Here is a 21,793-nt window from a genome sequence, read left to right as displayed (position 1 = left end):
TGTGATGCGGCGTCTAGGTGTACATAGCGCTCCGACACATATGGCGCTGCAATCAGGCCTGATCTAGATGCCTCCGCGCCGCATTATCACCAGCTCTTCGCAGTTGTGAAATCTGCTCAGGCTGCCTGTGCGATAAAAAATGCCCAAAGCAGCCCTTCTCCAAGGGGGCGACGGGAAAATACATTCCTGTTCTGCTCTGGGTTCCTCTGATAGCACCAGGAAGGCCGTCCTCCACGGGCGCGTTTTCAGAGGCAAAGTCTACCGCATCGTTTATATCCTGCCAAATGTTCTATCGACTCGTCCCATTCGTCCTTGACCGCAGCGCATACGGTGAGGCGCCTTACCCGTTGATCCTGCTTTCGCTGTCCTTTTCAAACAGGTGCAGCTTCGCCAGGTTGGGAACGATGGCGATGTCCTCGCCCTCGGGCGCGGTTTCGCCGGTGTACTTGAACACCATGAGCTGATCGCCCACGCTGATGTGGATCAGGAACGCGTCGCCCAAAGGCTCCACGCCGTCGATCCTGCCGGGAATCGCGTTGGGCTCCCCGGCGTTTGCGAGCACGAAGTCGGAGGGGCGAATGCCCAGGATGATTTCCTTGCCCGCGTATTTTTCCAGGCACGCCTTGTCCTTTTCAGGTACGGCGAGGGTGAATGTCTTCGCCGCGAGCACGAGGCCCGCACCCTGCTTTTTAACCGTACAGAGGAACGTGTTGATCTCCGGCGTGCCCAGAAAGCCCGCGACGAACAGACAGTTGGGATGATCGTACAGCTCAAAGGGCCCGCCCTCCTGCATGATGACGCCGTCGCGCATCAGCACGATGTGGTCGGCCATGGTCATGGCTTCGGTCTGGTCGTGGGTCACGTAGACCGTCGTCATGTGCAGGCGCTTTTGAATCTGCTTGAGCTCGTAGCGCACCTTGTCGCGCAGCTTGGCGTCCAGGTTGCCCAGCGGTTCGTCCAGCAGGAAGACGTTGGCGTCGCGCACCATGGCGCGGCCCAGCGCAACGCGCTGACGTTGGCCGCCGGAGAGATTGGCGATCTTGCGGTCGAGGTATTCCTCGATCTCGAGCATCTTGGCCATCTCGTTTACCTTGGCGTCGATTTGCTCCTTGGGCACCTTTTTGGTCTTCAGGGCGAAGGACATGTTTTCGCGCACGGTCATATTGGGATAGAGCGCGTATTCCTGAAACACCATGGCGATGTTGCGTTCCTGCGGCGGCACGAAGTCCGTCTCCTTTTTGCCCTCCATCCGGCTCATCAGCGTGTCGCCGAAGCGGATGGAACCCTGAACCGGATGCAGCAGCCCGGCGATGCACTGCATCGCCGTGGATTTACCGCAGCCGGAGGGACCCAGGAACACGCAAAATTCGCCGTCCTGAATGTCAAGGTTCATGCTTTGAAGCACATTGGTTCTTCCTTTATTATAGGAAACGTTCATATCTCGAATGGAAATGGAAGCCATACCATCACCTTCCTCGGCGCAATGCCGTTTTGCTCGTGCTCAGTTGCCGAAGGACGGAACGTCGATGCCGAAGCCGTAATCGAACAGCGAGTCGACGATGTCCTTGGCCAGGTCTTCGCGCTGCAGGAGCACCTGGCTCATGGACGCGGGGATCTGGAAGGGCGTCCTTCCGGTGACGGCATGCTCGCCGTACAGCGCGTCCGCGACGGCATCCGCGCCGCTGGACATGCCGGGGCGATAGGCCAGCAGCACGCAGTCGCTCAGGTCGACTATGTCGGTCATTACATACGCGCGGTTCATCAAACAGACCGTGACGACGGTCACGCCGGACTTTTGCAGGGCCGCGACCATGTCGGTCTGCTCGTCCGGGAACGTCAGCGTCGCGGTGCCCCAGGCGGGCTCGTGCGTGCCGGACGCCTCGCCGACGACCACGACGGCCACCGTGTCCTCAGGATAGCTTTCCTCCACCAGGGAGGTGTCGTCGCCGATGTAACGCACGTTTTCCTCGCCCGCCTTTTCGCGCAGGGCCGCAAGGATGCTCCTGGCCTGGTAGGATTCGACCGTCCATCCGCTGGAGAGCGCATGGCCGTCGTCAGCCAGGGAGCCGGCCACGACGAGCTTTTTACCCGCGAGCGGAACGGCGTCTTCATACTTCACCATCGTCAGCGCATTGGCCGCGGCTTCCCTGGCGAGCGCTTTGTGCTCGGGGTTCGACAGCGTGGCTACGGCGTTTTCGGCGTCCACATAGGGATTTTCAAAGATGCCCAGCTCAAACTTGACGGTCAGAAGGCGGAGCACCTTTTCGTTCAGCTGCTCTTCGCTGAGCTGGTCCACCAGCTTCTTTACCTCGCGGGTGCCTGCGCCGCCCAGGGCGTCGGCGCCTGCCAGCGCGGCGGGCGTGGGGCTCAGGCCCCAGTCGGTCTGGATGATGCCGTCGTAACCCAGCTCGCCGCGCAGCAGCTCGGTCATGACCGTGGAGGACTCGTGCGCGTAATTGTCCACGGCGTCGCCGCCCAGATACGGCACGGTGGAGTAGCCGTAGGGCATGATCGAGGAAGCGCCCGCCTCGATGGCCGCCTTGAACACGCTCAGGTGCATCTGGAAGGAATCGTCGTTATAGACGAGCGGCGTGCCGTCCACGCCCGACGTCTGAGGGCCGGAGCCCGGAAAGTGCTTGACGCAGGTCATGACGGAATCGGGCGTCAGTTCCTTGCCGCCCTGCAGGCCGTTGATCGCCGCCACGACCATTTGGGTGGCCGTCTCGACGTCCTCACCGAAGCATTCCTGCACGCGCCCCCAGCGCGGGTCGGTAGCGATGTCGGCTACGGGGGAGAGGCTCATGCGTACGCCGATGGCCTTCATCTCTTCACGCTGCATGTCGGCCAGCTTCCCGACCATCGCGGTGTCGCCGGAGGCCGCGAGCGTCAGCTGATCGGGCAGGATGGTCGCGCCGTCCACCCAACTCGCGCCGATGACGGAGTCCATGGAGAATATCACGGGGATGCCCAGGCGCGAGCTTTCCGCCAGCGCCTGCACCTCGTTGGTGCGCTCTGCGGCAGCCTTTGCGCCGTCCTGCAGGTAGTCGTAGGCCAGCGCGAAGCCGATGTCCAATTCGCTGAACCAGCTCTCCTTGAGCGTGACCAGCGTCACGTGGAGCATCTGCGCGGCCTTGTCCTCGGCGGTCATCTGGCTGAGCAGGTCCTGGGCCCGCTCCTTGGGGGATAGCCGCCAGTCCTCGTAGGCGTCCAGTGCGCCGTTTTTGTTCAGGTCCTTAAAGCGATAGCCGTCCTGCTCGAGGATCGCTACGGTGTCGGCGCCCAGCTCGGGCTGGGTATAGGCCGTATCCGCGGCGGTGGCGGACAGCGCGCCCAGCGTGAGCGCGAGGGCCGTCGCGGCTGAAAGCATGCGTCTGATAAACGTCTTTGTCATGATGGTTCCCCTTTCCTTAAGACGCGGTAACCGCGCCGGCCATGTAGCCGCGGATCAGATACTTGCCCATGAAGATGTACAGAATCAGCACCGGGAGAGCCAGAATCATCGACCCGGCCATCTGCACGTTGAACTCGGCGGCCATCGTGCCGGCCAGCTCGTTCAGCGCGATGGTTGCGGGCTTCGAGTCGTAGCCGCCGAGCACCAGCGCGAACAGCATCTCATTCCAGATGGAGGTGCACTGAAAGACGAACACCGTGATCGTGGCGATCTTCGTGTTGGGCACGACGATCTTCGCGTAGATCGACCAGGGGCCGTTCCCGTCGATCATCGCCTGACGGATCAGCGCGTCCGGTACGTCGGCGTAATAGCCGCGCATCATCACGGTGCACATCGGCATGCCGAAGACGGAGTGAACCAATATCAGGCCCAGCACGTTGTCATAGAGGTTCAGCGCGTTGATGGTCTGAAGCAGCGGAATCAGGATCGCCTGATACGGCAGGTAGGTCGCCGCCACCAGCAGAACGAAGAACAGGTTGCTGAACTTAAACTTCCACTTGCTCAGCGCGTAGGCGCAGACCGAGCCGAGAAAGAGCGAACCGAGCGCGCCGCCGACCGTGATGATGAGGCTGTTGATGAGCGGAATCTTCAGTTCCTCAAAGGCGCTGACGTAGCCTTCGGCCGTGAACTCCGTGGGCAGCGCGACGGGGCTTGAGGTCATCACCTCGTTGTTCGTCTTGAACGAGGTGGTCAGCGTGCCCCAGAACGGCAGCATGTAGAAGACCAGAAAGGCGATCATCACGAGGTAATAGACCGCGTGCAGCGCGTGCAGGTACCATTTGGGCTTGGGGCGATTGATCTGCATCCCCGATGCCGGATTGACCGAAACCATGCTTGCCATTTTATCACTTCCTCTTGTTGGTCCAATAGGTCAGGGGAAGAATCAGCACCAGCACCAGCGCCAGCAGGAAGCAGCTGATGGCGGCGGCCAGGGCGAAATTGTTCTTGCTGAAGGCTTCCTGGTACATCCATACGGGTAACGTCCACGCGGCGGACTTGGTGTAGCCCACCAGGGATACGATGAAGTCAAAGGAACGCAGCGCGTACATCGCCAGGATGGTGATGCAGGAGCCCATGGCGCCCTTGAGGCGCGGGATGATGAGCTTCCAATAGATGCGCAGGGAGTAGGCGCCGTCCAGCTTGGCCGCGTTGATGACGTTTTCGGGTACGGACTTGATGCCCGCGAGGAAGATGACGGCCACGTATCCGGAGAACTGCCAGACCAGCGCGATGATGATGGACAGCATCACCGTGTCGTTGCTCGAGGTCCACATGAGGTTCGCGGTATTGATGCCGATGATTTGCAGAAAGGAATTGAGCACGCCGTTCGTGGGCCGGTACATCCAGGCCCAGACCGTGCCGGTCACGACGAAGGACAGCGCGAACGGCAGGAGGATCAGGTTGCGAAAGAGCGTCGTGCCTCTGAGGCCCTGATCCATCAGCAGCGCGAGGCCGAGGCCCAGCAGCAGGCAGATCGGGATCAGGCAGAAGAGGAGCAGCGTGTTGATCAGCGAGGTGCCGAAGTATTCGCTGCTGAACATCTTGGCGTACTGGCCAAAGCCGCCCCAGCCGTAGCTGGCCGACAGCGAGCCGTTTTGCCAGTCCGAGACGGAAACCCATACGTTCCATCCCAGGGAGATATAGACGAAGTAGAGGAGCAGTACAGCCGGGATCAGAATTGGCAGCATGGGGTGCCGTGTAAAGAACTTGCGCATAGACAACCTCCTAACCTGATAAAAGAGCCTGCGCAGGGACGCGCACTTTCCTCCTGCGCAGGCGTTTGAGCTCCTTTATTCGCCGTAGCTCAGGCCGAAGCCGTATTCGTACAGCGGGTTTTCCAGGTCGAAGGAAATGTCGCTCTCCTGCGCCTCGACGGACGCCATGTCGCGCGGCATGGCGATGGGCAGCTTGCCGGTGGGGTTGTTCGCGCCGTAAAGCGTTTCCGCGATTGCGATGCCGCCCTGCTGCCCGGGATAGTAGGCCATCAGGATGGCGTCGGCGTTCTCATCGCACCAGGACAGGATGTACGGACGGCCGCCGATCACCACGGTGACGAGCGGGGTTCCGGTCGCCTTTACGGCTTCAAGGATGCTCTGCTGGGACTGGGTGATCTCCAGCGTGTCGTAGCCCCAGGTGGGATTGTGCTGGTAGGCGGCCTCGCCGATGGCTACGATGGCTACGTCGCATTCCTTCGCCAGCGAGGAGATCTTCTCGACGTCCTCCGCCTCGTAGATCACCTCGGCACCCTCCGACGCGAGCTGCGTCAGCGCCTCGGCCAGGGTGATTCCCTCCTGGCTGGAGGTCCAGCCGCCGCACAGACTGTCCATGTCCCCGGCGCGCATGCCGGCGACGAGAATCTTCTTGTTTGCGGAGTCGATCGGCAGGACGCCGTCGTTCTTGAGCAGCGTCATGGCCTTGCGCGCGGCTTCAAGGTTCACCGCCTGGTTTTCCTCACAGCCCACGTAGGACGCCGCGTAATCCACGTCTACATAGGGGTTTTCAAAGATACCGAGCTGGAACTTCTCGCGCAGGATGCGGGCGGCCGCTGCGTTGACGACCTCCTCGGTGATCTTGCCGTCGCCATAAAGCGCTTCCATCTGGTCGATCAGGCGAATGGATTCGCCGCCGATGCCGTCCACCTGGCCTTCCATGACGCCGATGAGGATGGCTTCTTCTTCGGAGCACTCCTCACCCCACATGGAGGTGGACTGCTGGATGCCCCAGATCATGCCCCAGTCGGTCTGGATGATGCCGTCAAAGCCCATTTCCTCGCGGAGCAGGGTCTGCAATGTCGCCTTGCTGCCCAGCGCGGCGGTGGTGTCCAGCACCAGCGGGATGCTGTAGTAGGGCATCACTGAGCCGACGTTCGCCTCGAGCGCCGCGTAGTAGGGCTTCAGGTGGATCTGGAGGGATTCCTCGGTGGAGACGATGGGCGCCTGATCCAGGCCGTCCATCTGCGGGCCCGCGCCGGGGAAGTGTTTGATGCACGCGATGATGCTGTTTTCGTTCAGGCCGTCCGCTCCGTCTTGATAGGCGACGATCTGCGCGCGTACCATCTGCGTCACCAGCTCGGGGTCCTCGCCGAACGTCTCCATCACCCGGCCCCAGCGGGGCTCGGAGGCGATGTCGGCCTCAGGGGAAAGCGTCATCCGGACGCCCATGGCCATCAGCTCATTGCGCTGAATCTGGGCGAGGCGAGTGACCAGATCCTCGTCGCGCGTCGCGGCCTGAGACAGGTTGTGGCCGGTGACCGTCGCGCCGTTGACGTACGAGGCGCCGTGCACCGAGTCCATGCTGACCACCACCGGCACGCCCAGGCGGGATTCCTCGCACCACTCCTGCACCTTGTTCATGGTGGTGGCGGCCGTCGCCGCGCTGTTTGCCACGTTGAACTCGCGCACCAGCACCATGCCGATGTTTTCGGTGCTCATCCACTTCTTCAGGTAGTTGGGGTAGGAGCCGTTGTCCTTGGGGGTAAAGGTCGGGTGCTGCATCTGCGAGATGCGCTCGCGGATGGTCATCTGGGCGAGCAGGTCGGCGGTGCGCGTGTCCGCGTCCTCACGCCAGTCCTCGTAGACGTCCAGCACGCCGTTGCCGTTCAGGTCCTTGAATTTCAGGCCGTCCACCTCGATGATCTGCTTGCTGGCGGCGACCAGCTCGCGCTGTGTGTCGCTCCCCTCTACGCGGACGTACTGTATTTCTTCCTCACCCTCTGCGAGCGCCGCAGGCATCATCGTCATGCTCAGCGCCAGCGCGGCTACGAGGGCTGCGCCGCGCCTGAAAAAGTTCTTCTTACTCAACAAGGTTCCAATCTCCTTCCAGGCCGGACTCCTGCAGAGCCACGACGATGTTATGCGCATAGCGGGCGGTATCGGGGTCGGAGGCGACGGCAAAGTCCTGAATGCGGGTCTGCAGATCCGTAGAGGCGGACCAGGGCAGCGCCGTGCCGTGCGTGAAGCTGGGATAAATCTTCGTGGTCTGCGCCGTCAGCTCTTCCTTAAACTTGAGCGTAAGCTCGCAGTAGGTGCTGTCGGGGGTATCCGCATAGGGCGAGATGGATTCCTTGAGCGAGGAAAACGCGGCCTGTACCTCGGGCGTGGTCACGTTGTACACCCAGCGAACGCCTGCCTCCACGTCGGAGGAGTCGTTGGAAACCACGAATCCGTCGATGCACATGCCAAACCATCCGTCGGTTCCGGGGAATGTGAACACGCCGTAGTCCTCGCCGTAGGTCTGGGCCATGCTGGTCATCAGCGGCTGCATCCAGGCGCCCATGATCTGCATGGCGTACTGGCCGCCCACCACCTGACCGGAGGTTTCGTACCAGTCGCGGGAGGAGTGGTCGGGGGCGACGTAGGTCAGCAGCCGCTTGTAGGTGTCGAGCACCCCCTGCACCTGCTCCTCGGTCGCCTTGCCGTTGATGAAGTCCTGGTACACCTTGGGGTCGGTGCCCATCATGATGTCCTCAAATACCTGACAGGCGGGCCAGCCCTTGCGGTCGCCGAGGTCGAGGGGATAGTACCCTTCGGGCATGGCTGCCTGCAGCTGATCGCAGATGCCGAAGAACTCATCCCAGGTGATGCTTTCGTGATCCGGAACGGCAACGCCGTACTGCTCAAAGACGTGCCGGTTGTAGAAGATCACGTTGGACTTATGGATGCCTACGGGCACGATGTGCTGCTTGCCGTCGGAGGCGGTGCAGAGGTCGGCAAGCCCGGGCAGTACGCGGTCGTAAAGGCCGGCGTAATCCCAGACCCGGCTCAGATCCAGCAGCATGTCCGAGGTCAGGTAGGGCTCGATTTCCTCACCGGGATGCGCCTGAAAGGTCTCCGGGGACTTGCCCGCCTGCTGAAGCACCTTCACCTTCATGACCATCGCGCCGCCCGCGCCGCCGGGAATGGCGTTGGACTTCGCGTTGATGCCGGTGTAGACGCCGGAGAAGCCGTTGATGATGGACTCGATCGCGTCCTTTTCGCCGCCGGCCGTCCACCAGTGGTAGATGTTGGCCGTCCCGGAGGCCGCGGTGTCCTCGATGATGGCCGGGATGTCCATTTCGTCCGCGTTGAGCTTGGCGTTCCTGGCGGCAAGCGCCGGGGAGACCGCGCTCAATGTCATGGCGCCGGTCAGCACAAGCGCCCCAACCTTTTTTAAATTCATAGCTCGTCTTCCTTCCTCATCACTTTTCAACGAAAGTCAGCGTTCCCCACAGCGAGGGATTCACGTCCACTTCCTCGCTGCCGGAGGCCTGCATGCGCACGGTCGCCACGCCGGGGCAGGGGAAGTCCAGGTCGAACATGCCGGCTTCAAAGCCGATGCTCATGCCGGCCGCAGGCACGAGCACGGGGAGGTTTTCGTTGGAGAAATTGCTCCAGGGAATCACGCACTCGAACGTGTAGCCGCCCTCGATCTCCTGCACCGCGCATTCAAAGCCTTCCAGCACCTGCTCGTCGCCGTCTTCACCCACGGTCTCAAAGCCTGCGTTGTCCGCGACCATGTCGCGGTCGATGCCGTTGCAGAAGTCGTAGTCGTCGATGATCTGTGTAAAGCGGAAGTCGTTTTTCACGTACTCGGTGCGCTCCGGGTCTGCGTCAGGATCGGTGGAGAAGAACACAACGAGCGAGTCCGCCATGTCCGGGGGGAAGCCTTCGCGGTACATGAAGGGCGTGTCGTCCAGAACCTTGGCCGCGAGATACAGGTTTTCTTCGCTCCACATGACGTACACCTCAAAGGAGCAGTCGCCAGCATCCGTCCACTGCCCGGGGTCGCGGACGACCTGCTCCATCGTGTTGGCTGTCATGGGGGAAGAGGTGTCCCACTCGCTCAGGTCGCCGTCGATCGCGACCTCGCCGGGCGCCTTCGCCGCCTCGATCTGCTGTCCTGAATAGGCAGAAGCGCTGGTGCAAAGGCCGAGCATCAGAACCAGAATCACCGCGAAAACCAGACCGCCGCGTACCATACCACGTTTCATAAAGTTTCCTCCTCAGTTCATGGATTGTTGGATTGTCACCGTCATGAGATGCTTACTCACTTTTAACGTCATTATACAAACTTGGTTTCCGCTCTGCGCCGGAAGATTCCAAACACACGGATGAAAAATCGTACCCTTCCGGGTATCTGTGGGAATATTCAGTACTGTTAATAGGAAAAAACGGCATTTTCTTTTGCTTTCGTCCGTCCTGTGTTACAATATCAGGTAAACTTCCGCCGTGCGTGAGAGGAAAGGCCGACGCCATGAAGATAAGCCATAAGATGATTCTGCTCTTTTCCGCGATGATTCTGCTCATCGTGCTGGTCAACACCGCGTATCTGGGGCGGACCAAGGTCGAAGGCTCCGACGCGCTGACCGCCGACCGCTACCAGAACATGGCCGTGAACATGATCCGCAACATGGAAGAATACGTGACCATGATGGACCTCGCCATCGAGGATCTGACCTCCGACACGGCGTTTATGGAGGCGTTTTATCAGGTCGCCCTGGGCGCGGACGAAGACCCCGCGGCGGTTCTTTCCAATCAGAACAAAATGTTTCAGGCGCTGTACCATTCGCCCATCGCAGACAACTTTTACCGTGTCAGCATCTTTTCCGAAAGCGGATTTTACCTCTCCAACCACATCGACCGCAACGATTCCATCGTCAGCATGTCCGACGAGTCGAAGGAAATGATCGCGGGCATTCCATACCTGCGGGCCGTCAGGAGCGCCCCCTACCGGCGGCACATCATCTCGTCCCACAGGGACCGCTTCAACCTCTCGCGGGACGTGGACGTGTTCAGCGCGATTCACAGCGTCACCTGGCATGGCGAGCACGTGGGCTACATCGAGGTCGCCGCCGACTGCGGCGAGCTTGACAACCTGCTGCTTACGGACAATCAGAACGCGATGATCCGCGCGGTGTTTAAGGATGGGAGCATCCTCTTTGCCTCGCCCGAGGACGAGGCCATCTACGACGACATCCCGCTGAACAAGTTCACCGCCTACGTCGATCCCTGCGGCCTGGAGCGCAATGTCTATCACATCGAAAGCCGCTGGCTCAACCTGGACATCTACCTCGCAGAGGACGCCTCGATCCGCTATACCGCCGTCGCGGCCATGATCTGGGAGTTTGCGCGCAACTCTCTGGTCATTTCCGCAGTCGCGCTGCTGCTGGTGGTCGTCATTTCCCTGAACCTTACCCATTCCACGCGCTGTCTCACCCGCAAGGTACGCAGCCTGCCCGCCGACCAGCTGCTGCTGAGCGTCGGCACGGAACAGCTGAGCACCTTCGTAACTTCTCCCAAGGACTTCGAGATTCACGAACTGGAGCGCAGCTTCAACGACATGCTGCTGCAGCTCCACGATTCCACCTGCAATGAGATCGCCATGCGCGAGAGCACCCTTCGCGCCCACTTCAAGGCCCTGCAGGCGCAGATCAACCCGCATTTCGTCTACAATACGCTGAACAGCATCTCTGCCAAAGGCATGGAGAGCGACAACGAGGACATCGTCAACATGTGCGACCAGTTCGCCCAGATGCTTCGCTATTCCACTGATACCCGCAGCGAGACGGCCACGCTCGGCGAGGACCTTGCGCACGTGCGCAATTACCTGATGCTGCTCAAGGCGCGCTATGAGGAGCGGCTGACCTATTCCATCCACGTGCCGGACGAGATGAACGCCCTCGTCATTCCCAAGCTGACGCTTCAGCCGCTGGTGGAAAACGCCATGACCCACGGTTTCGGCGGCAATGCCGGCGTTCGCCGCGTGGAGATCGTCGGGACGATTCAGGCGGGTCAGCTCTGTCTTGAAATCCGGGACAACGGCTGCGGCTTCTCCCCGGAGGTGCTTGAAAAGCTCCAGCGCGCGATTTCGCGCATCAATGCCAATTCGCCCGACGCGCCAGACAACGAAGGGCATATCGGCCTGCTGAACACGTGCCTGCGCCTTCACTATTACAGCAAGGGCGCTATGCGCATGCAGATCATGAACGATCACGGGGCCGTCGTCCGGGTGACCACCCCGCTGCAAAAGTAAGCGGAAAGCGGACAGGGCGCCGCTTCCCCAAAGGTAGGAGAGGCGGCGCCCTGTCCGGCTTTCCGCACGTGGCGCGCTGCTACGGATTTATCGTTCCGCCGGGGAATTCGGATCGCGCAGCGCGGCGCCCTTGGAAAGCTCGCACGCCCGGTCCAGGCGGTTTCCGGTGAACAGCGTGCCTGCCATCTCGCCGACGGCCTGCATGCTGCTCTTCCGGCTTTCCGCAATCGTGTTCCCGCTGATCCGGCTGTAGGCGATGTCCCGCAAATACAGCCCGCAGGAGCCGCTGTTTTTTACTTCGTTGTCCACGATCATAAACGGCACCTCGCCGTAGGCCATGATGCCGACCCAGTTGTCCTCCAGGGTGTTGCCGGAAAAGACCGTGGGGGAGCCGTCCAGCCTCGCCGCGCAGATGCTGTTTCCGCGAAGCGTGCAGCGGGTGATGAGCATGTCGTCTTCCTTCTGGATGTTGAGGCCGTTTTCGCAGTCGATCGCTGCGCAGCCGTCGATCTGGCTGTGGCTGCCTGCGGCGAAGAAATAGCCCTGACCCGTGGCGGTTACCGTGCAGTCCTTCACCAGGCCGCGCTCAACCTTTGAAAAGAAGATGCCCTGATCGCAGGCGTTTGCGCGGCATCCGATCACGTTGATTTCCTGTGAAGCACGGATATCGATGCCGTGGTTCGTCCCCTCGCAGGAGCTGTCGATCACGTCTCCGCCCTGATTTTTCGCGAGATAGATACCGAACACGCCGCAGTCGTCTGCCCTGCAGCGCGTCACCTGTACGTGCCCGCAGTAGGCGATTTCCATGCCCATGCTGGCGCAGGAGACGTCCGCTTCCTCGACGACGGCCTCCGCGCAGTTGGCGATGATGACCTGCCCCGCGTCCGGCGGCGCAAGGACGCGTTCCTCGTTTACCGCGTAAAAGAGCGGCTTGCCGTTAACCGTACAATCGCTGATCGTATGCGAGGTAAAGAAATCGACGTCTTCCCCCACCTCGAAGAGCCCCGTCAGCACGGGCACGAGGTGGCTCGTTTCCGAAAGCGGCGGTCCGGCTATGGCGATGCTGCACCCGGTGAAGGCGCAGCCGCGAACGGCCGCGCGATGAATGCCGCCCATCCAGATGCCGCAGGAGGACGTCCGCCACTCCGGGTCCGCAAGCGAGATGGCGCAGTCCTCGACGGTCATGTCGTCGCCCAGGGCATAGAAGCCCGTCCTGCGCATCCGCACATCGAGGCCGCGGAACGTCACGCCGTCCGCCTCCACGCGAAACGCCGCCAGGAACGCGGGCGCGTCGATGACAGGCCGGGCCTCCTGCGCGGCGCAGACGGTGACGGCGCGCTGCACCGTCAGGGGAAAGGCCTCTGCGGGCTGTGTGTACACGCCGTCCGCGAGCTCGATTCTGTCCCCGTCCTTCGCCAGCGCCAGCGCCTCCGTCAGGCTCATGCCGTCGGGCGATGCGCGCAATACCTCCGCCCCCGCAACCCCGGCCCACAGGAGGCAAAGGCCTGCGAAAAGCGCACAGAACATCTTTTTCATCGAAATTCACCCCAATAAAAAGGGGCAGGATCGGGAGATTCCGTCTGGAAGCGCCGATCCTGCCCTTTTTGCTTATTCAAGCGTCATGCTGCCCCACAGGCTTGGGTTGGTGCCGATTTCCTGCGTGCCGGTCCAGGCCATCTGCGGGATGTACTCGGTGCCGGGGCAGGGATAGCTGATGTCGGTGATCGCGAAGTTCACGGACAGCGTATCGCCGGAAGCGGGTGTGTAAACGGGGATGTTCTTGTTGGAGAAGGTCGCCCACGGAATTGCGCACTCAAAGATAAAGCCGGTCGTCGTGCGCTCCGAAGCACAGACAAAGTTCTCAATTACGCTTTCGCCGCCGTCCATGCCCGCGCTGACGAAGCGCTGGCGGGCGTCCTTTTCAACCATCGAGCGGTCGATGGCCGTGTCCCAATATCCCTCGTCCATGATCAAGTAGACCAGAAAGTCGTTGGTGCCGTAGGAAGTCCGCTCGGGGTCCGCCGTGGGATCGGTGGAGAGGTACAGCTTCAGGTTGTCTTCGCCGTCGATGGGCAGCATTTCGATCGCGCCGTACACCGTGTCCTCTGTGACGTCGAAGGCCAGGTAGAGGTTTTCCTCGTCATAGGCGGTGTAGACGGACATGCTGCAGTCGTTCTCGCCCTGCCAGAAGGTCAGATCGCGGATAACCTGCGAGGCGTCCTTCACGACCGCGGGGGAATCCAGATTCCAGTCGCTCAGGTCTCCGTCGATGGTGAGGGCCTCTGCCTTGTGGCAGATGATGTTGGGGCGTTCCTCCGCCAGCGCGAAGGCGCCGGTCATCAGCATCATAGATGCCATCGTGCCCGCCAGGAATTTCTTCATTTTGCTCATGGATAAGCCACCTTTCTTTCGATGTTGGAAGAGGGACGCGCAGGGGATGGGCATTCCCGCGCGAAGAGGGAACGAAGGTTGCGCACCGGCCGTCACGGCGAGCGCTTTTCCGGTTACGCTTGGCGTGCATTGGCCGGCGCCCTCGGCGGCCATCCCCATGAAGGGCGAGGACGAGCCGCTCTTCATGGGGATGTATTAGACGCAAGGAGGATATCTCCTTCCCTGATCTACAGGATATTCACCCCCTCCGCGCCGCTGAGCTTCGCGATCGTGCATACGGGGAACGACAACGACTCGCCGGAAACCAGGGGTCGGTTGACAGGGGAGACGGAGAAGGAACCGTTCGGCTTCGTGGCCGCGGTCGTGTTCATGTTGAACGCGTGCTTCCGGCAGGACCGGATCGCCCGCGGACTCAACCGCCGTCACGTTCGCGGCGCACGGCATTTCAGCGGCCGTCCCCCCGGCCCGGTGACGGGCATCAAGACAGTTTTTTCGTCAGGCCCTTCCTTTCTGTGCGGGATCGTTCCCCTGCGGCATTGCGGCACTCCATCCCTTATTCGCCCCCATTATACTTTTTTGAGGGGCTGTTTGCGCCGGAGGATTCAACACATATGGTCATAAAATTCGATCGAAGCTTCCGGGGTTTGGAAAATCGAGCACACAGCATAGGAGAATCCGGCACAGCGCTTTTTCTTTTTTGGGGCCCATGGTATAATAAATCGGTATCTGCCTTGCTATCGGTAGGAGGGAGGGGTCTTCGTGGCATATCAGGTCTTGCTGGTGGACGACGAACTGCCCGCTCTGCGCTTTATACAGAGCATCATCGAAAAATATGCGCCGGACTTTCAGGTGACCCATACCTGCCCCAGCGGTGAAAAAGCCTATGAATACCTGCAATCCCACGCGGTCGACGTGCTGATCACCGACATCGCGATGCAGAGAATGAACGGCATCGAGCTCGCCAAGCTGGCGCGCAGGCTTCAGCAGGACATTCACATCGTCGTCATCAGCGGCTACGCAGAATTTGAGTTTGCGCAGGGCGCTATTCAGGCCGCCGTGGACGACTACATCCTCAAGCCCGTGGGTATTTCTCAGATGAAGCAGGTGCTGTCCAAGCTGAAATCGGCGCTGGATGAGGAGCATTCCAGCCACGCGGCCGTGATTTTGCCGGCTATCGCCTGCGATCTGCCGTTTTCCAAGGAGGACATCGTCAGATATTATGCCCATCAGGACTACCGCTTTGTCCTCATCCGATGGGGCGGAGCGGACCCGCGCCAGCAGAACACCCTGCGGGCGACCTCGCTGATCTTTCCTGTAGACAAGCACTTTTTCGCGCTGCGCGGGCGAGACGACGAAGAACAGATCCTCGTCTTCCCCGAAAGCGAGTTGGAGCGCTTTTTGTCCGACATCAGCGTGTATATGGCGCAGCGATCGGGTTTGACCACGTGGACGGTGATCTATCAGCCCACGCCGCAGCCCGTCGCGATGCTGCACAACTTTTTAAAGCAGGCGTTCCCCGCGCTACAAAGGCAGTCCGTCATCGGGAAACATCAGATCCTGCCGCTCGTCCTGAGCCCCCATGTGTCCCGTGCGCCGCTCCTTACGCCTGCCGAAATAAACCAGCTGAACTTTTTTTGCACCGCGGGCAAGTACGGCAACATAAAGGAGTACTTTCTCAACCTTGCCGCAACGCTGGAAACAGAGGCCTATCCCCAGCAGCAGGTCTTTCATCTCGTGCAGCAGATCGTGCTGAACCTCGCGGGGATCGTTCCGGCGGTAAAGGCCAATTACGACCAGATGGAGAGCAGCATTGCCGACCTGTTCTTGTACGCCTCGTCTTACGGCGAGCTGCTGACCGGGGTTTACACGGTGCTGTTCGACGACGAGAGCAACGCCCGAGACCGGAAGCTTTCCGCCCGCGAGCTCTACGACTTTGCCATCCGCTACATCGAGGAAAACTACGCGAAACCGCTCAGCGTGCAGAGCGTCTGCGATGAGCTCGGCATTTCGCAGACCTACCTGAGCCGCCTGTTCCGCAAGTACAGCGACACGACCTTCAACACCTACCTGATGAAGCAGCGAATGGAGGCGTCCATCGCGCTGCTGCAGGAGCGGCCGGACATGCTCCTGCGCGACGTAGCCGCCTGTGTGGGCTATGAGGATTCCTCCTATTTCAGCAAGGTGTTTTACCAGTACACGGGCAAAAAGCCCTCTCAATACGCGAGCGGGCAGCGATGAGCCTGTAGAAATGCCGATAGGGAGACCGTCCCGCGCCTCCGCCGCAGGCGGAGGCGCGAATCAAGCAAATTGCAAAAGGATGCTCAGGACGCCGGCACGAAGCGGGCGTCCTTTTTGTAGACGGCCTGTCCGTCGATCAGCGTCATCTGAACGCAGGTTGCGATGCGCAGCGGGCTTCCGTCCAGAAGGACGATGTCTGCGTCCTTGCCCGCGCGCAGACTCCCCAGCCGCTTATCCACCCGACAGATTCGCGCCGAGTTGAGCGTGATCGCGCGCAGCGCTTCCTCCTCGCCGAGCCCCTCCTTAGCGGCCAGGGCGGCGCACAGCGGCAGATATTGAATGCGGGAGACGGGATGGTCCGTCGTGAGCGCCACCAATACGCCCGCTTTAGCCAGCACGCCCGCGGTCTTGAAGTCGGAGTTATTGACTTCGTTCTTGCTGCGCGAGGCGAGGGAAGGGCCGACGATCGCCGGGAAACCGCTTTCGGCGACCGCATCCGCGATCAGGTGCCCCTCCGTGCAGTGGTCGAGCGTCAGCCCGACGCCAAACTCCCTGGCGATGCGGATGGCGGTAAAGATGTCGTCCGTGCGGTGCACGTGGGCCTTGAGCGGAATTTTGCCCTCAAACAGCGGACGGTAACATTCCATGCCGAAGGTTTTCTGCACGCCGCCGTTTTTCTCCGCGTCGAAGTATTCCCGGGCGAGAAAGAGCTCCTCTCGGATGAGCGAGGCGATGCCCATGCGGGTAGAGGGCATATTGCCGTTGACGCCGTAGTTCGTCTTGGGGTTTTCGCCAAAGGCGACCTTGATCGCGGCGGGCGCGAGGACGATCATGTCGTCCACCCTGCGGCCGCTGGTTTTGATGAAGGCGAACTGGCCGCCGATCGCGTTGGCGCTGCCGGGGCCCACCATAGCGCCGGTGATGCCGGCGGCGAGCGCGTTATGAAAGGCGCTGTCCATGGGGTTGATGGCATCGATCGCGCGCAGGCAGGGCGTTAGCGGGTTAGTGCCCTCGTTGCAGTCGTCGCCCTCTTTTCCCGCCTTTTCCTCGGATATGCCGATATGGCTATGCGCGTCGATAAATCCCGGGAAGACGTGCAGGCCGCGGGCATCGACCTGCTCCGCCTGTTCAGGCGCTTCGATATGGGGCGCAATCTTAGCGATTTTGCCATCCCGTATGAGAAGATCGCCGGCAAACGTTCCGTCCTCCATGGTATGAAGCATCCCGTTTTTGATCAGAAGCAAGCGAGGAACCCTCCCTGTGTCGGCCTTGTATGAGGCGTTCTTACATGCGTATATTTTAGCCGCAACGTGAAAAACTATCCGTGAAATCCAAAGATCACGGGAGGGTATAACGATGAACTTCAACAACCAGAACAACCAGAACAATCAGAACCAGCAGAACAACCAGAACCAGTACAGCAACCAGAATCAGCAGAACAACCAGAACCAGTACAGCAACCAGAACCAGCAGAACAGCCAGAACAATCAGAATAACCAGAATCAGCAGAACAGCCAGAATCAGCAGAACAGCCAGAACCAGCGCAGCAACCAGAACCAGCAGAACAACCAGAACCAGCAGAACAGCCAGAACCAGTACAGCAACCAGAACCAGCAGAACAGCCAGAATCAGCGCAACAACCAGAACCAGCGCTAAAGGATCGGCCGGCGTTCAGGAGAACTGCAAAAGGAGCGTTTAAACGACGCTCCTTTATCTTTGGCGGAAACGGAATGCACGATCGCGCGGCACAAAAGAATGTCAATCGTCCAGGAAACATGGCCTGCTTCTAGGATTTCTCTTCTAGCACAGAAAACAGCATAAGAGAACAGCTGCGGAAAAAGAGGGTAGGGAAAGCCTGCGCGCTGTTATCCCGCCCGCCTTCTACCGTGTCAAGTCCGACAACTGACATATCAGGCTTCTCTTGAATGAATTTTTGAAAATCCTCGTAGGCTCGTCCGATACGGAATTCTCTTGCAGCCAGGCTGACCCTTGTACCAGTTTTTCTCGGCTTGCATTTATAACGTACCTTGCGACGCAGATCGATGTTCTCAGTGGTAAAAATCCGGTCTATCTAATTGTGGGGCGTCTTTCTGGAACAAGGAATCTCGTGTCCTGTCACGGATAACTGCATTTTAGAACTTGCAGCTTAACATCATAGCAGCTCTTACACATCTTCGCACAGCTTTTTTCCTCACAAAGGAAACGCAGGGTGCATTCGGAGAATCATGCCCTGAGAAGTGTAACAGGAAAATCGTCAATCACGAATTTAGCTGTCGAAACAAGAATTTCCAATACATTTCACGGGCCATCTGAGAAAAAACCCTTGACATGGAGTGAACTCCAGCCTGTATGATCGTTGACAGAGGGCAGCGCCTTTAAAAGAGTTGGGGAGGACGAAAATCATGCAGGCAGAAATTCAGGTTTATGAAAAATGCGAATGCCGCCGTCAGGAAAAGGAGGCGGAACGAAGGGAGAAGAAGGAGAGGCGGGGATGGCTCGCGGTTGTGTTGGCCGCGCTGATGCTGGCAGCTCTGCCGACGGCGTCCGCAGGGTTGGCGGCACTTTTTGCGGCGGGCGGCGTCCGCACGTATGCAGCAACCGTTCAGACGGGGGATGTTTCCTTCTCGGCGGACGCGCTTACGCTCGAAGGCACCACGTATCTTTGCAAGGATGCGCTGGTTGAGGGCCTGCCGCAGGAGCTGACGCGGCAGGTGCAGGCGATTCCGGGACGCTTTTATGGGGCGGAGGAGTTTATTCCCGCATCGACCCTGGAGACGGCGGGAATTACGCTGGCGGAATGACGCAGCAAAGCCCTTTAACCTTACGATTTCGCGCCTTTGCTACAATGGCGACACACGGCGTTCAATAGCTCCGATTATAATGATGCCATTGAGAAAGGGCGAACGAAAACAACGGCGAGGGTTACCCCTCGACCGATCCATATAAAGCGGGCCGCGTCTCCTTTACGGAAACGCGGCCCACCCTTTTATTTGAGAATTGCACCTTCGTTTGCGGAGGACACCAGCTTGGCGTAGCGGGCGAGGTAGCCCTTTGTGACGTTCGGCGGCGGGCAGACCCACTTGGCCCGGCGCGCTGCGATCGTCTTTTCGTCCACCAGCAGCTCTAGCTTTCCGGCAGGAATGTCGATGGAGAGGATGTCACCCTCCTCCACGAGCCCGATCAGGCCGCCGGAAGCGGCTTCCGGGCTCACATGGCCGATGGCCGCGCCGCGCGTCGCACCGGAGAAGCGCCCGTCGGTGATGAGCGCGACCTCCTTGTCCAAGCCCATGCCGCAGATGGCGGAGGTGGGCGAGAGCATCTCGCGCATGCCGGGGCCGCCCTTGGGTCCCTCGTATCGAATGACGACGACGTCGCCGGAGCGAACCGCGCCCGCGTAGATGGCCTCGATAGCCTCTTCCTCGCTGTTAAACACGCGCGCGGGCCCCTGATGGACGAGCATCTCGGGCGCTACGGCGCTGCGCTTGACGATGGAGCCGTCCGGCGCGAGGTTGCCGCGCAGCACCATCAGGCCGCCGGTCTTGGAGTAGGGATTTTCCACGGGCCGGATGACCTCCGGATTGTCGTTCTTCGCCCCATCGTAGCTTTGGAAGAGCGTCCTGCCGGTGCAGGTTACGGCGCCGCCTTCGAGGACGCCCAGCTTGCTGATTTCCTTCAGCACGGCCATGACGCCGCCCGCCTCCTGCAGGTCCTGCACGTGGTGCGCGCCCGCGGGAGCGAGGTGACAGAGGTTAGGCACCCTGGCCGAGACCTCGTTGATCATGTCCAGGTTGAACGGCACGCCCGCTTCGTGCGCGATGGCGGGCAGGTGCAGCGCGGAGTTGGTAGAGCAGCCCAGCGCCATGTCGAGCGCCAGCGCGTTTTTGAAGGCCGCGGAGGTCATGATCTTGTCCGGCGTGAGGCCCTCCTCGACCATCTTCACCACGCGCATGCCCGTCTGCTTGGCCAGCCGCAGCCGCGCGCCGGAGACGGCGAGCAGGGTGCCGTTGCCCGGCAGGCCCATGCCCAGCGCCTCGGTCAGGCAGTTCATGGAGTTGGCTGTAAACATGCCGGAGCACGAGCCGCAGCCCGGGCAGGCGGAGGACTCGACCTCGTCCAGTCCATCCTCATCCAGCGTGCCCGCCTTGTACGCGCCCACCGCCTCGAACACGCTGTTGAGATCCAGCGTCTTGCCACGCAGGCTGCCCGCCATCATCGGGCCGCCGGAGACGAAGATCGCGGGCAGGTTCAGCCGCGCCGCAGCCATCAGCATGCCGGGGACGATCTTGTCGCAGTTGGGGATGAAGACCATGCCGTCAAAGCCGTGAGCGATCGCCATGGATTCGCAGCTGTCCGCGATCAGTTCGCGCGAGGCGAGCGAATACTTCATGCCGATGTGGCCCATGGCGATCCCGTCGCACACGCCGATAGAGGGAAACTCCACCGGCACGCCGCCGGCCATGCGGATGCCGTCTTTGACGGCCTGCGCGATGTTTTTGAGGTGCATGTGGCCGGGCACGCACTCGCTCTGCGCCGAGACGACGCCGATCAGGGGGCGCGTGAGCTCCTCGTTGGTGAGGCCCAGCGCCTTCCAAAGGGAGCGGTGGGGGGCCTTTTCAGGCCCCGTCTTCACGTTATCGGAAACGCGCATGGCTTACAGCTCCTTTCCAGAGCCCGTCCAGCTCATCTTGGCGCGCAGGTCCTTGCCGACCTGTTCCAGCTGGCTCTGCGCCTCGATGCGGCGCTTGGCGAGGAAGTGCGTGCAGCCGGTCTGGTTTTCGAGGATCCAGTCGCGGGCGAATTCGCCCTCCTGAATCTCCTTGAGCACCTTCTTCATTTCCTTCTTGGTCTCTTCGGTGATGATGCGGTTTCCGATCTGGTAATCGCCGTATTCAGCGGTGTTCGAGATGGAGTAACGCATGCCTGCAAAGCCATGGGAGAAGATCAGGTCGACGATCAGCTTCATCTCGTGCACGCACTCGAAGTAGGCGTTCTCCGGCTGATAGCCCGCCTCGACCAGGGTGTCAAAGCCCGCCTTCATCAGCGCGCACACGCCGCCGCACAGCACGGCCTGCTCGCCGAAGAGGTCGGTCTCGGTCTCCTCGCGGAAGGTGGTCTTGAGGATGCCCGCACGCGCGCCGCCGATGCCCGCGGCATAGGCCAGGGCCGTATCCTGCGCGTGGCCGGAGGCGTCCTGATACACGGCGATGAGATCGGGCACGCCCTTGCCCTCCAGGTACTGGCTGCGCACGGTATGGCCCGGTCCTTTGGGGGCGATCATGATGACGTCCACGTCCGCCGGGGGCACGATCTGCCCGAAGTGGATCGCGAAGCCATGTGCGAAGCAGAGCGTCATGCCGGGGCGCAGGTAGGGCTTGATGTCGCTGTTGTACATCGCGGCCTGCTTTTCATCGTTGATGAGGATCATGATGATGTCGGCTTCCTTGGCCGCTTCGGCGGTGGTCTTTACCTTAAGCCCGGCGGCTTCGGCCTTCGCCCAGCTCTTGGAGCCTTCGTACAGGGCGACGGTGACGTCCATGCCGGAGTCGTGCAGGTTCAGCGCATGGGCATGGCCCTGGCTGCCGTAGCCGACGATCGCGATTTTCTTGCCCTTGAGCAGGTCGAGGTTGCAGTCCTGAGCGTAAAACATCTGTGCCATTTTCATTTTCCTCCTACCAAACTACAGATTTGAGTGACGGAAACGGG

At 60.7% G+C, this 21,793-nt stretch carries 17 protein-coding genes; 4 read left to right on the top strand and 13 right to left on the bottom strand.

The features are described 5' to 3' along the window. Positions 1-340 precede the first annotated feature (340 nt). The 7 genes from C1725_RS18205 to C1725_RS18175 form a co-directional block, all read right to left on the bottom strand. Positions 341-1,405: an ABC transporter ATP-binding protein gene (locus C1725_RS18205; RefSeq protein ID WP_346026832.1), complete on the bottom strand. Its 1,065-nt coding sequence runs from the start codon at positions 1,403-1,405 to the stop codon at positions 341-343. A 96-nt stretch (positions 1,406-1,501) separates the two neighbouring features. Further along, positions 1,502-3,391: a glycoside hydrolase family 3 N-terminal domain-containing protein gene (locus C1725_RS18200; RefSeq protein WP_102413099.1), complete on the bottom strand. Its 1,890-nt coding sequence runs from the start codon at positions 3,389-3,391 to the stop codon at positions 1,502-1,504. A 16-nt stretch (positions 3,392-3,407) separates the two neighbouring features. Continuing rightward, positions 3,408-4,292: an ABC transporter permease subunit gene (locus tag C1725_RS18195; protein ID WP_102413098.1), complete on the bottom strand. Its 885-nt coding sequence runs from the start codon at positions 4,290-4,292 to the stop codon at positions 3,408-3,410. Positions 4,293-4,296: 4 nt separating this feature from the next. Next, on the bottom strand, positions 4,297-5,166 hold the full coding sequence (locus C1725_RS18190) for an ABC transporter permease subunit (protein ID WP_102413097.1): 870 nt from the start codon (positions 5,164-5,166) through the stop codon (positions 4,297-4,299). A gap of 75 nt (positions 5,167-5,241) precedes the next feature. Then, positions 5,242-7,254 (bottom strand): glycoside hydrolase family 3 protein, encoded by a 2,013-nt coding sequence (locus C1725_RS18185; protein ID WP_346026831.1) that lies wholly within the window; start codon positions 7,252-7,254, stop codon positions 5,242-5,244. Continuing rightward, on the bottom strand, positions 7,244-8,608 hold the full coding sequence (locus tag C1725_RS18180) for an extracellular solute-binding protein (RefSeq protein ID WP_102413095.1): 1,365 nt from the start codon (positions 8,606-8,608) through the stop codon (positions 7,244-7,246). Before C1725_RS18180 ends, C1725_RS18185 begins: the two co-directional genes overlap by 11 nt. Positions 8,609-8,627: 19 nt before the next feature. Beyond that, positions 8,628-9,419 (bottom strand): sugar-binding protein, encoded by a 792-nt coding sequence (locus tag C1725_RS18175; RefSeq protein ID WP_102413094.1) that lies wholly within the window; start codon positions 9,417-9,419, stop codon positions 8,628-8,630. Between the two features lie 263 nt (positions 9,420-9,682). Here C1725_RS18175 and C1725_RS18170 point away from each other — a divergent pair, with 263 nt between their 5' ends. After that, positions 9,683-11,461 (top strand): histidine kinase, encoded by a 1,779-nt coding sequence (locus C1725_RS18170; RefSeq protein ID WP_102413093.1) that lies wholly within the window; start codon positions 9,683-9,685, stop codon positions 11,459-11,461. A gap of 87 nt (positions 11,462-11,548) precedes the next feature. On the opposite strand, the gene C1725_RS18165 is transcribed toward C1725_RS18170, so the two are convergent. The 3 genes from C1725_RS18165 to C1725_RS19550 form a co-directional block, all read right to left on the bottom strand. Then, a complete protein-coding gene (locus C1725_RS18165; protein WP_102413092.1) occupies positions 11,549-12,997 on the bottom strand; it encodes a right-handed parallel beta-helix repeat-containing protein in 1,449 nt (482 codons plus the stop codon). Between the two features lie 72 nt (positions 12,998-13,069). Next, positions 13,070-13,852 (bottom strand): sugar-binding protein, encoded by a 783-nt coding sequence (locus C1725_RS18160; RefSeq protein WP_346026830.1) that lies wholly within the window; start codon positions 13,850-13,852, stop codon positions 13,070-13,072. A gap of 227 nt (positions 13,853-14,079) precedes the next feature. Beyond that, positions 14,080-14,223, bottom strand: a complete 144-nt coding sequence (locus tag C1725_RS19550; RefSeq protein ID WP_346026829.1) for a hypothetical protein — start codon at positions 14,221-14,223, stop codon at positions 14,080-14,082. A gap of 388 nt (positions 14,224-14,611) precedes the next feature. Here C1725_RS19550 and C1725_RS18155 point away from each other — a divergent pair, with 388 nt between their 5' ends. Beyond that, positions 14,612-16,090 (top strand): response regulator, encoded by a 1,479-nt coding sequence (locus C1725_RS18155; RefSeq protein ID WP_102413090.1) that lies wholly within the window; start codon positions 14,612-14,614, stop codon positions 16,088-16,090. An 83-nt stretch (positions 16,091-16,173) separates the two neighbouring features. Here the strand turns inward: C1725_RS18155 and C1725_RS18150 are convergent, their stop codons facing one another. Continuing rightward, positions 16,174-17,334: an amidohydrolase gene (locus tag C1725_RS18150; RefSeq protein ID WP_346026828.1), complete on the bottom strand. Its 1,161-nt coding sequence runs from the start codon at positions 17,332-17,334 to the stop codon at positions 16,174-16,176. Between the two features lie 112 nt (positions 17,335-17,446). Between C1725_RS18150 and C1725_RS18145 the strand changes: the two genes are divergently transcribed. Both C1725_RS18145 and C1725_RS18135 read left to right on the top strand, forming a co-directional pair. Then, a complete protein-coding gene (locus tag C1725_RS18145) occupies positions 17,447-17,746 on the top strand; it encodes a hypothetical protein (protein ID WP_346026827.1) in 300 nt (99 codons plus the stop codon). Positions 17,747-18,492: 746 nt separating this feature from the next. Further along, positions 18,493-18,891 carry a hypothetical protein gene (locus tag C1725_RS18135; RefSeq protein WP_102413089.1) on the top strand — a complete coding sequence of 133 codons (399 nt, stop codon included), beginning with the start codon at positions 18,493-18,495 and terminating at the stop codon, positions 18,889-18,891. A 185-nt stretch (positions 18,892-19,076) separates the two neighbouring features. On the opposite strand, the gene ilvD is transcribed toward C1725_RS18135, so the two are convergent. Continuing rightward, the gene (gene ilvD, locus C1725_RS18130; RefSeq protein WP_102413088.1) at positions 19,077-20,738 is read right to left on the bottom strand and encodes a dihydroxy-acid dehydratase; all 1,662 of its coding nucleotides are present in this window, start codon (positions 20,736-20,738) and stop codon (positions 19,077-19,079) included. A gap of 3 nt (positions 20,739-20,741) precedes the next feature. After that, positions 20,742-21,746 carry a ketol-acid reductoisomerase gene (ilvC, locus tag C1725_RS18125; RefSeq protein ID WP_102413087.1) on the bottom strand — a complete coding sequence of 335 codons (1,005 nt, stop codon included), beginning with the start codon at positions 21,744-21,746 and terminating at the stop codon, positions 20,742-20,744. Positions 21,747-21,793 lie beyond the last annotated feature (47 nt).

This window comes from Beduinella massiliensis, from assembly GCF_900199405.1.
GTDB classification, from domain to species: domain Bacteria; phylum Bacillota; class Clostridia; order Christensenellales; family Aristaeellaceae; genus Beduinella; species Beduinella massiliensis.
Note: the sequence above shows the minus strand (reverse complement) of the source record. Positions and strands in the feature narration are given on the sequence as shown.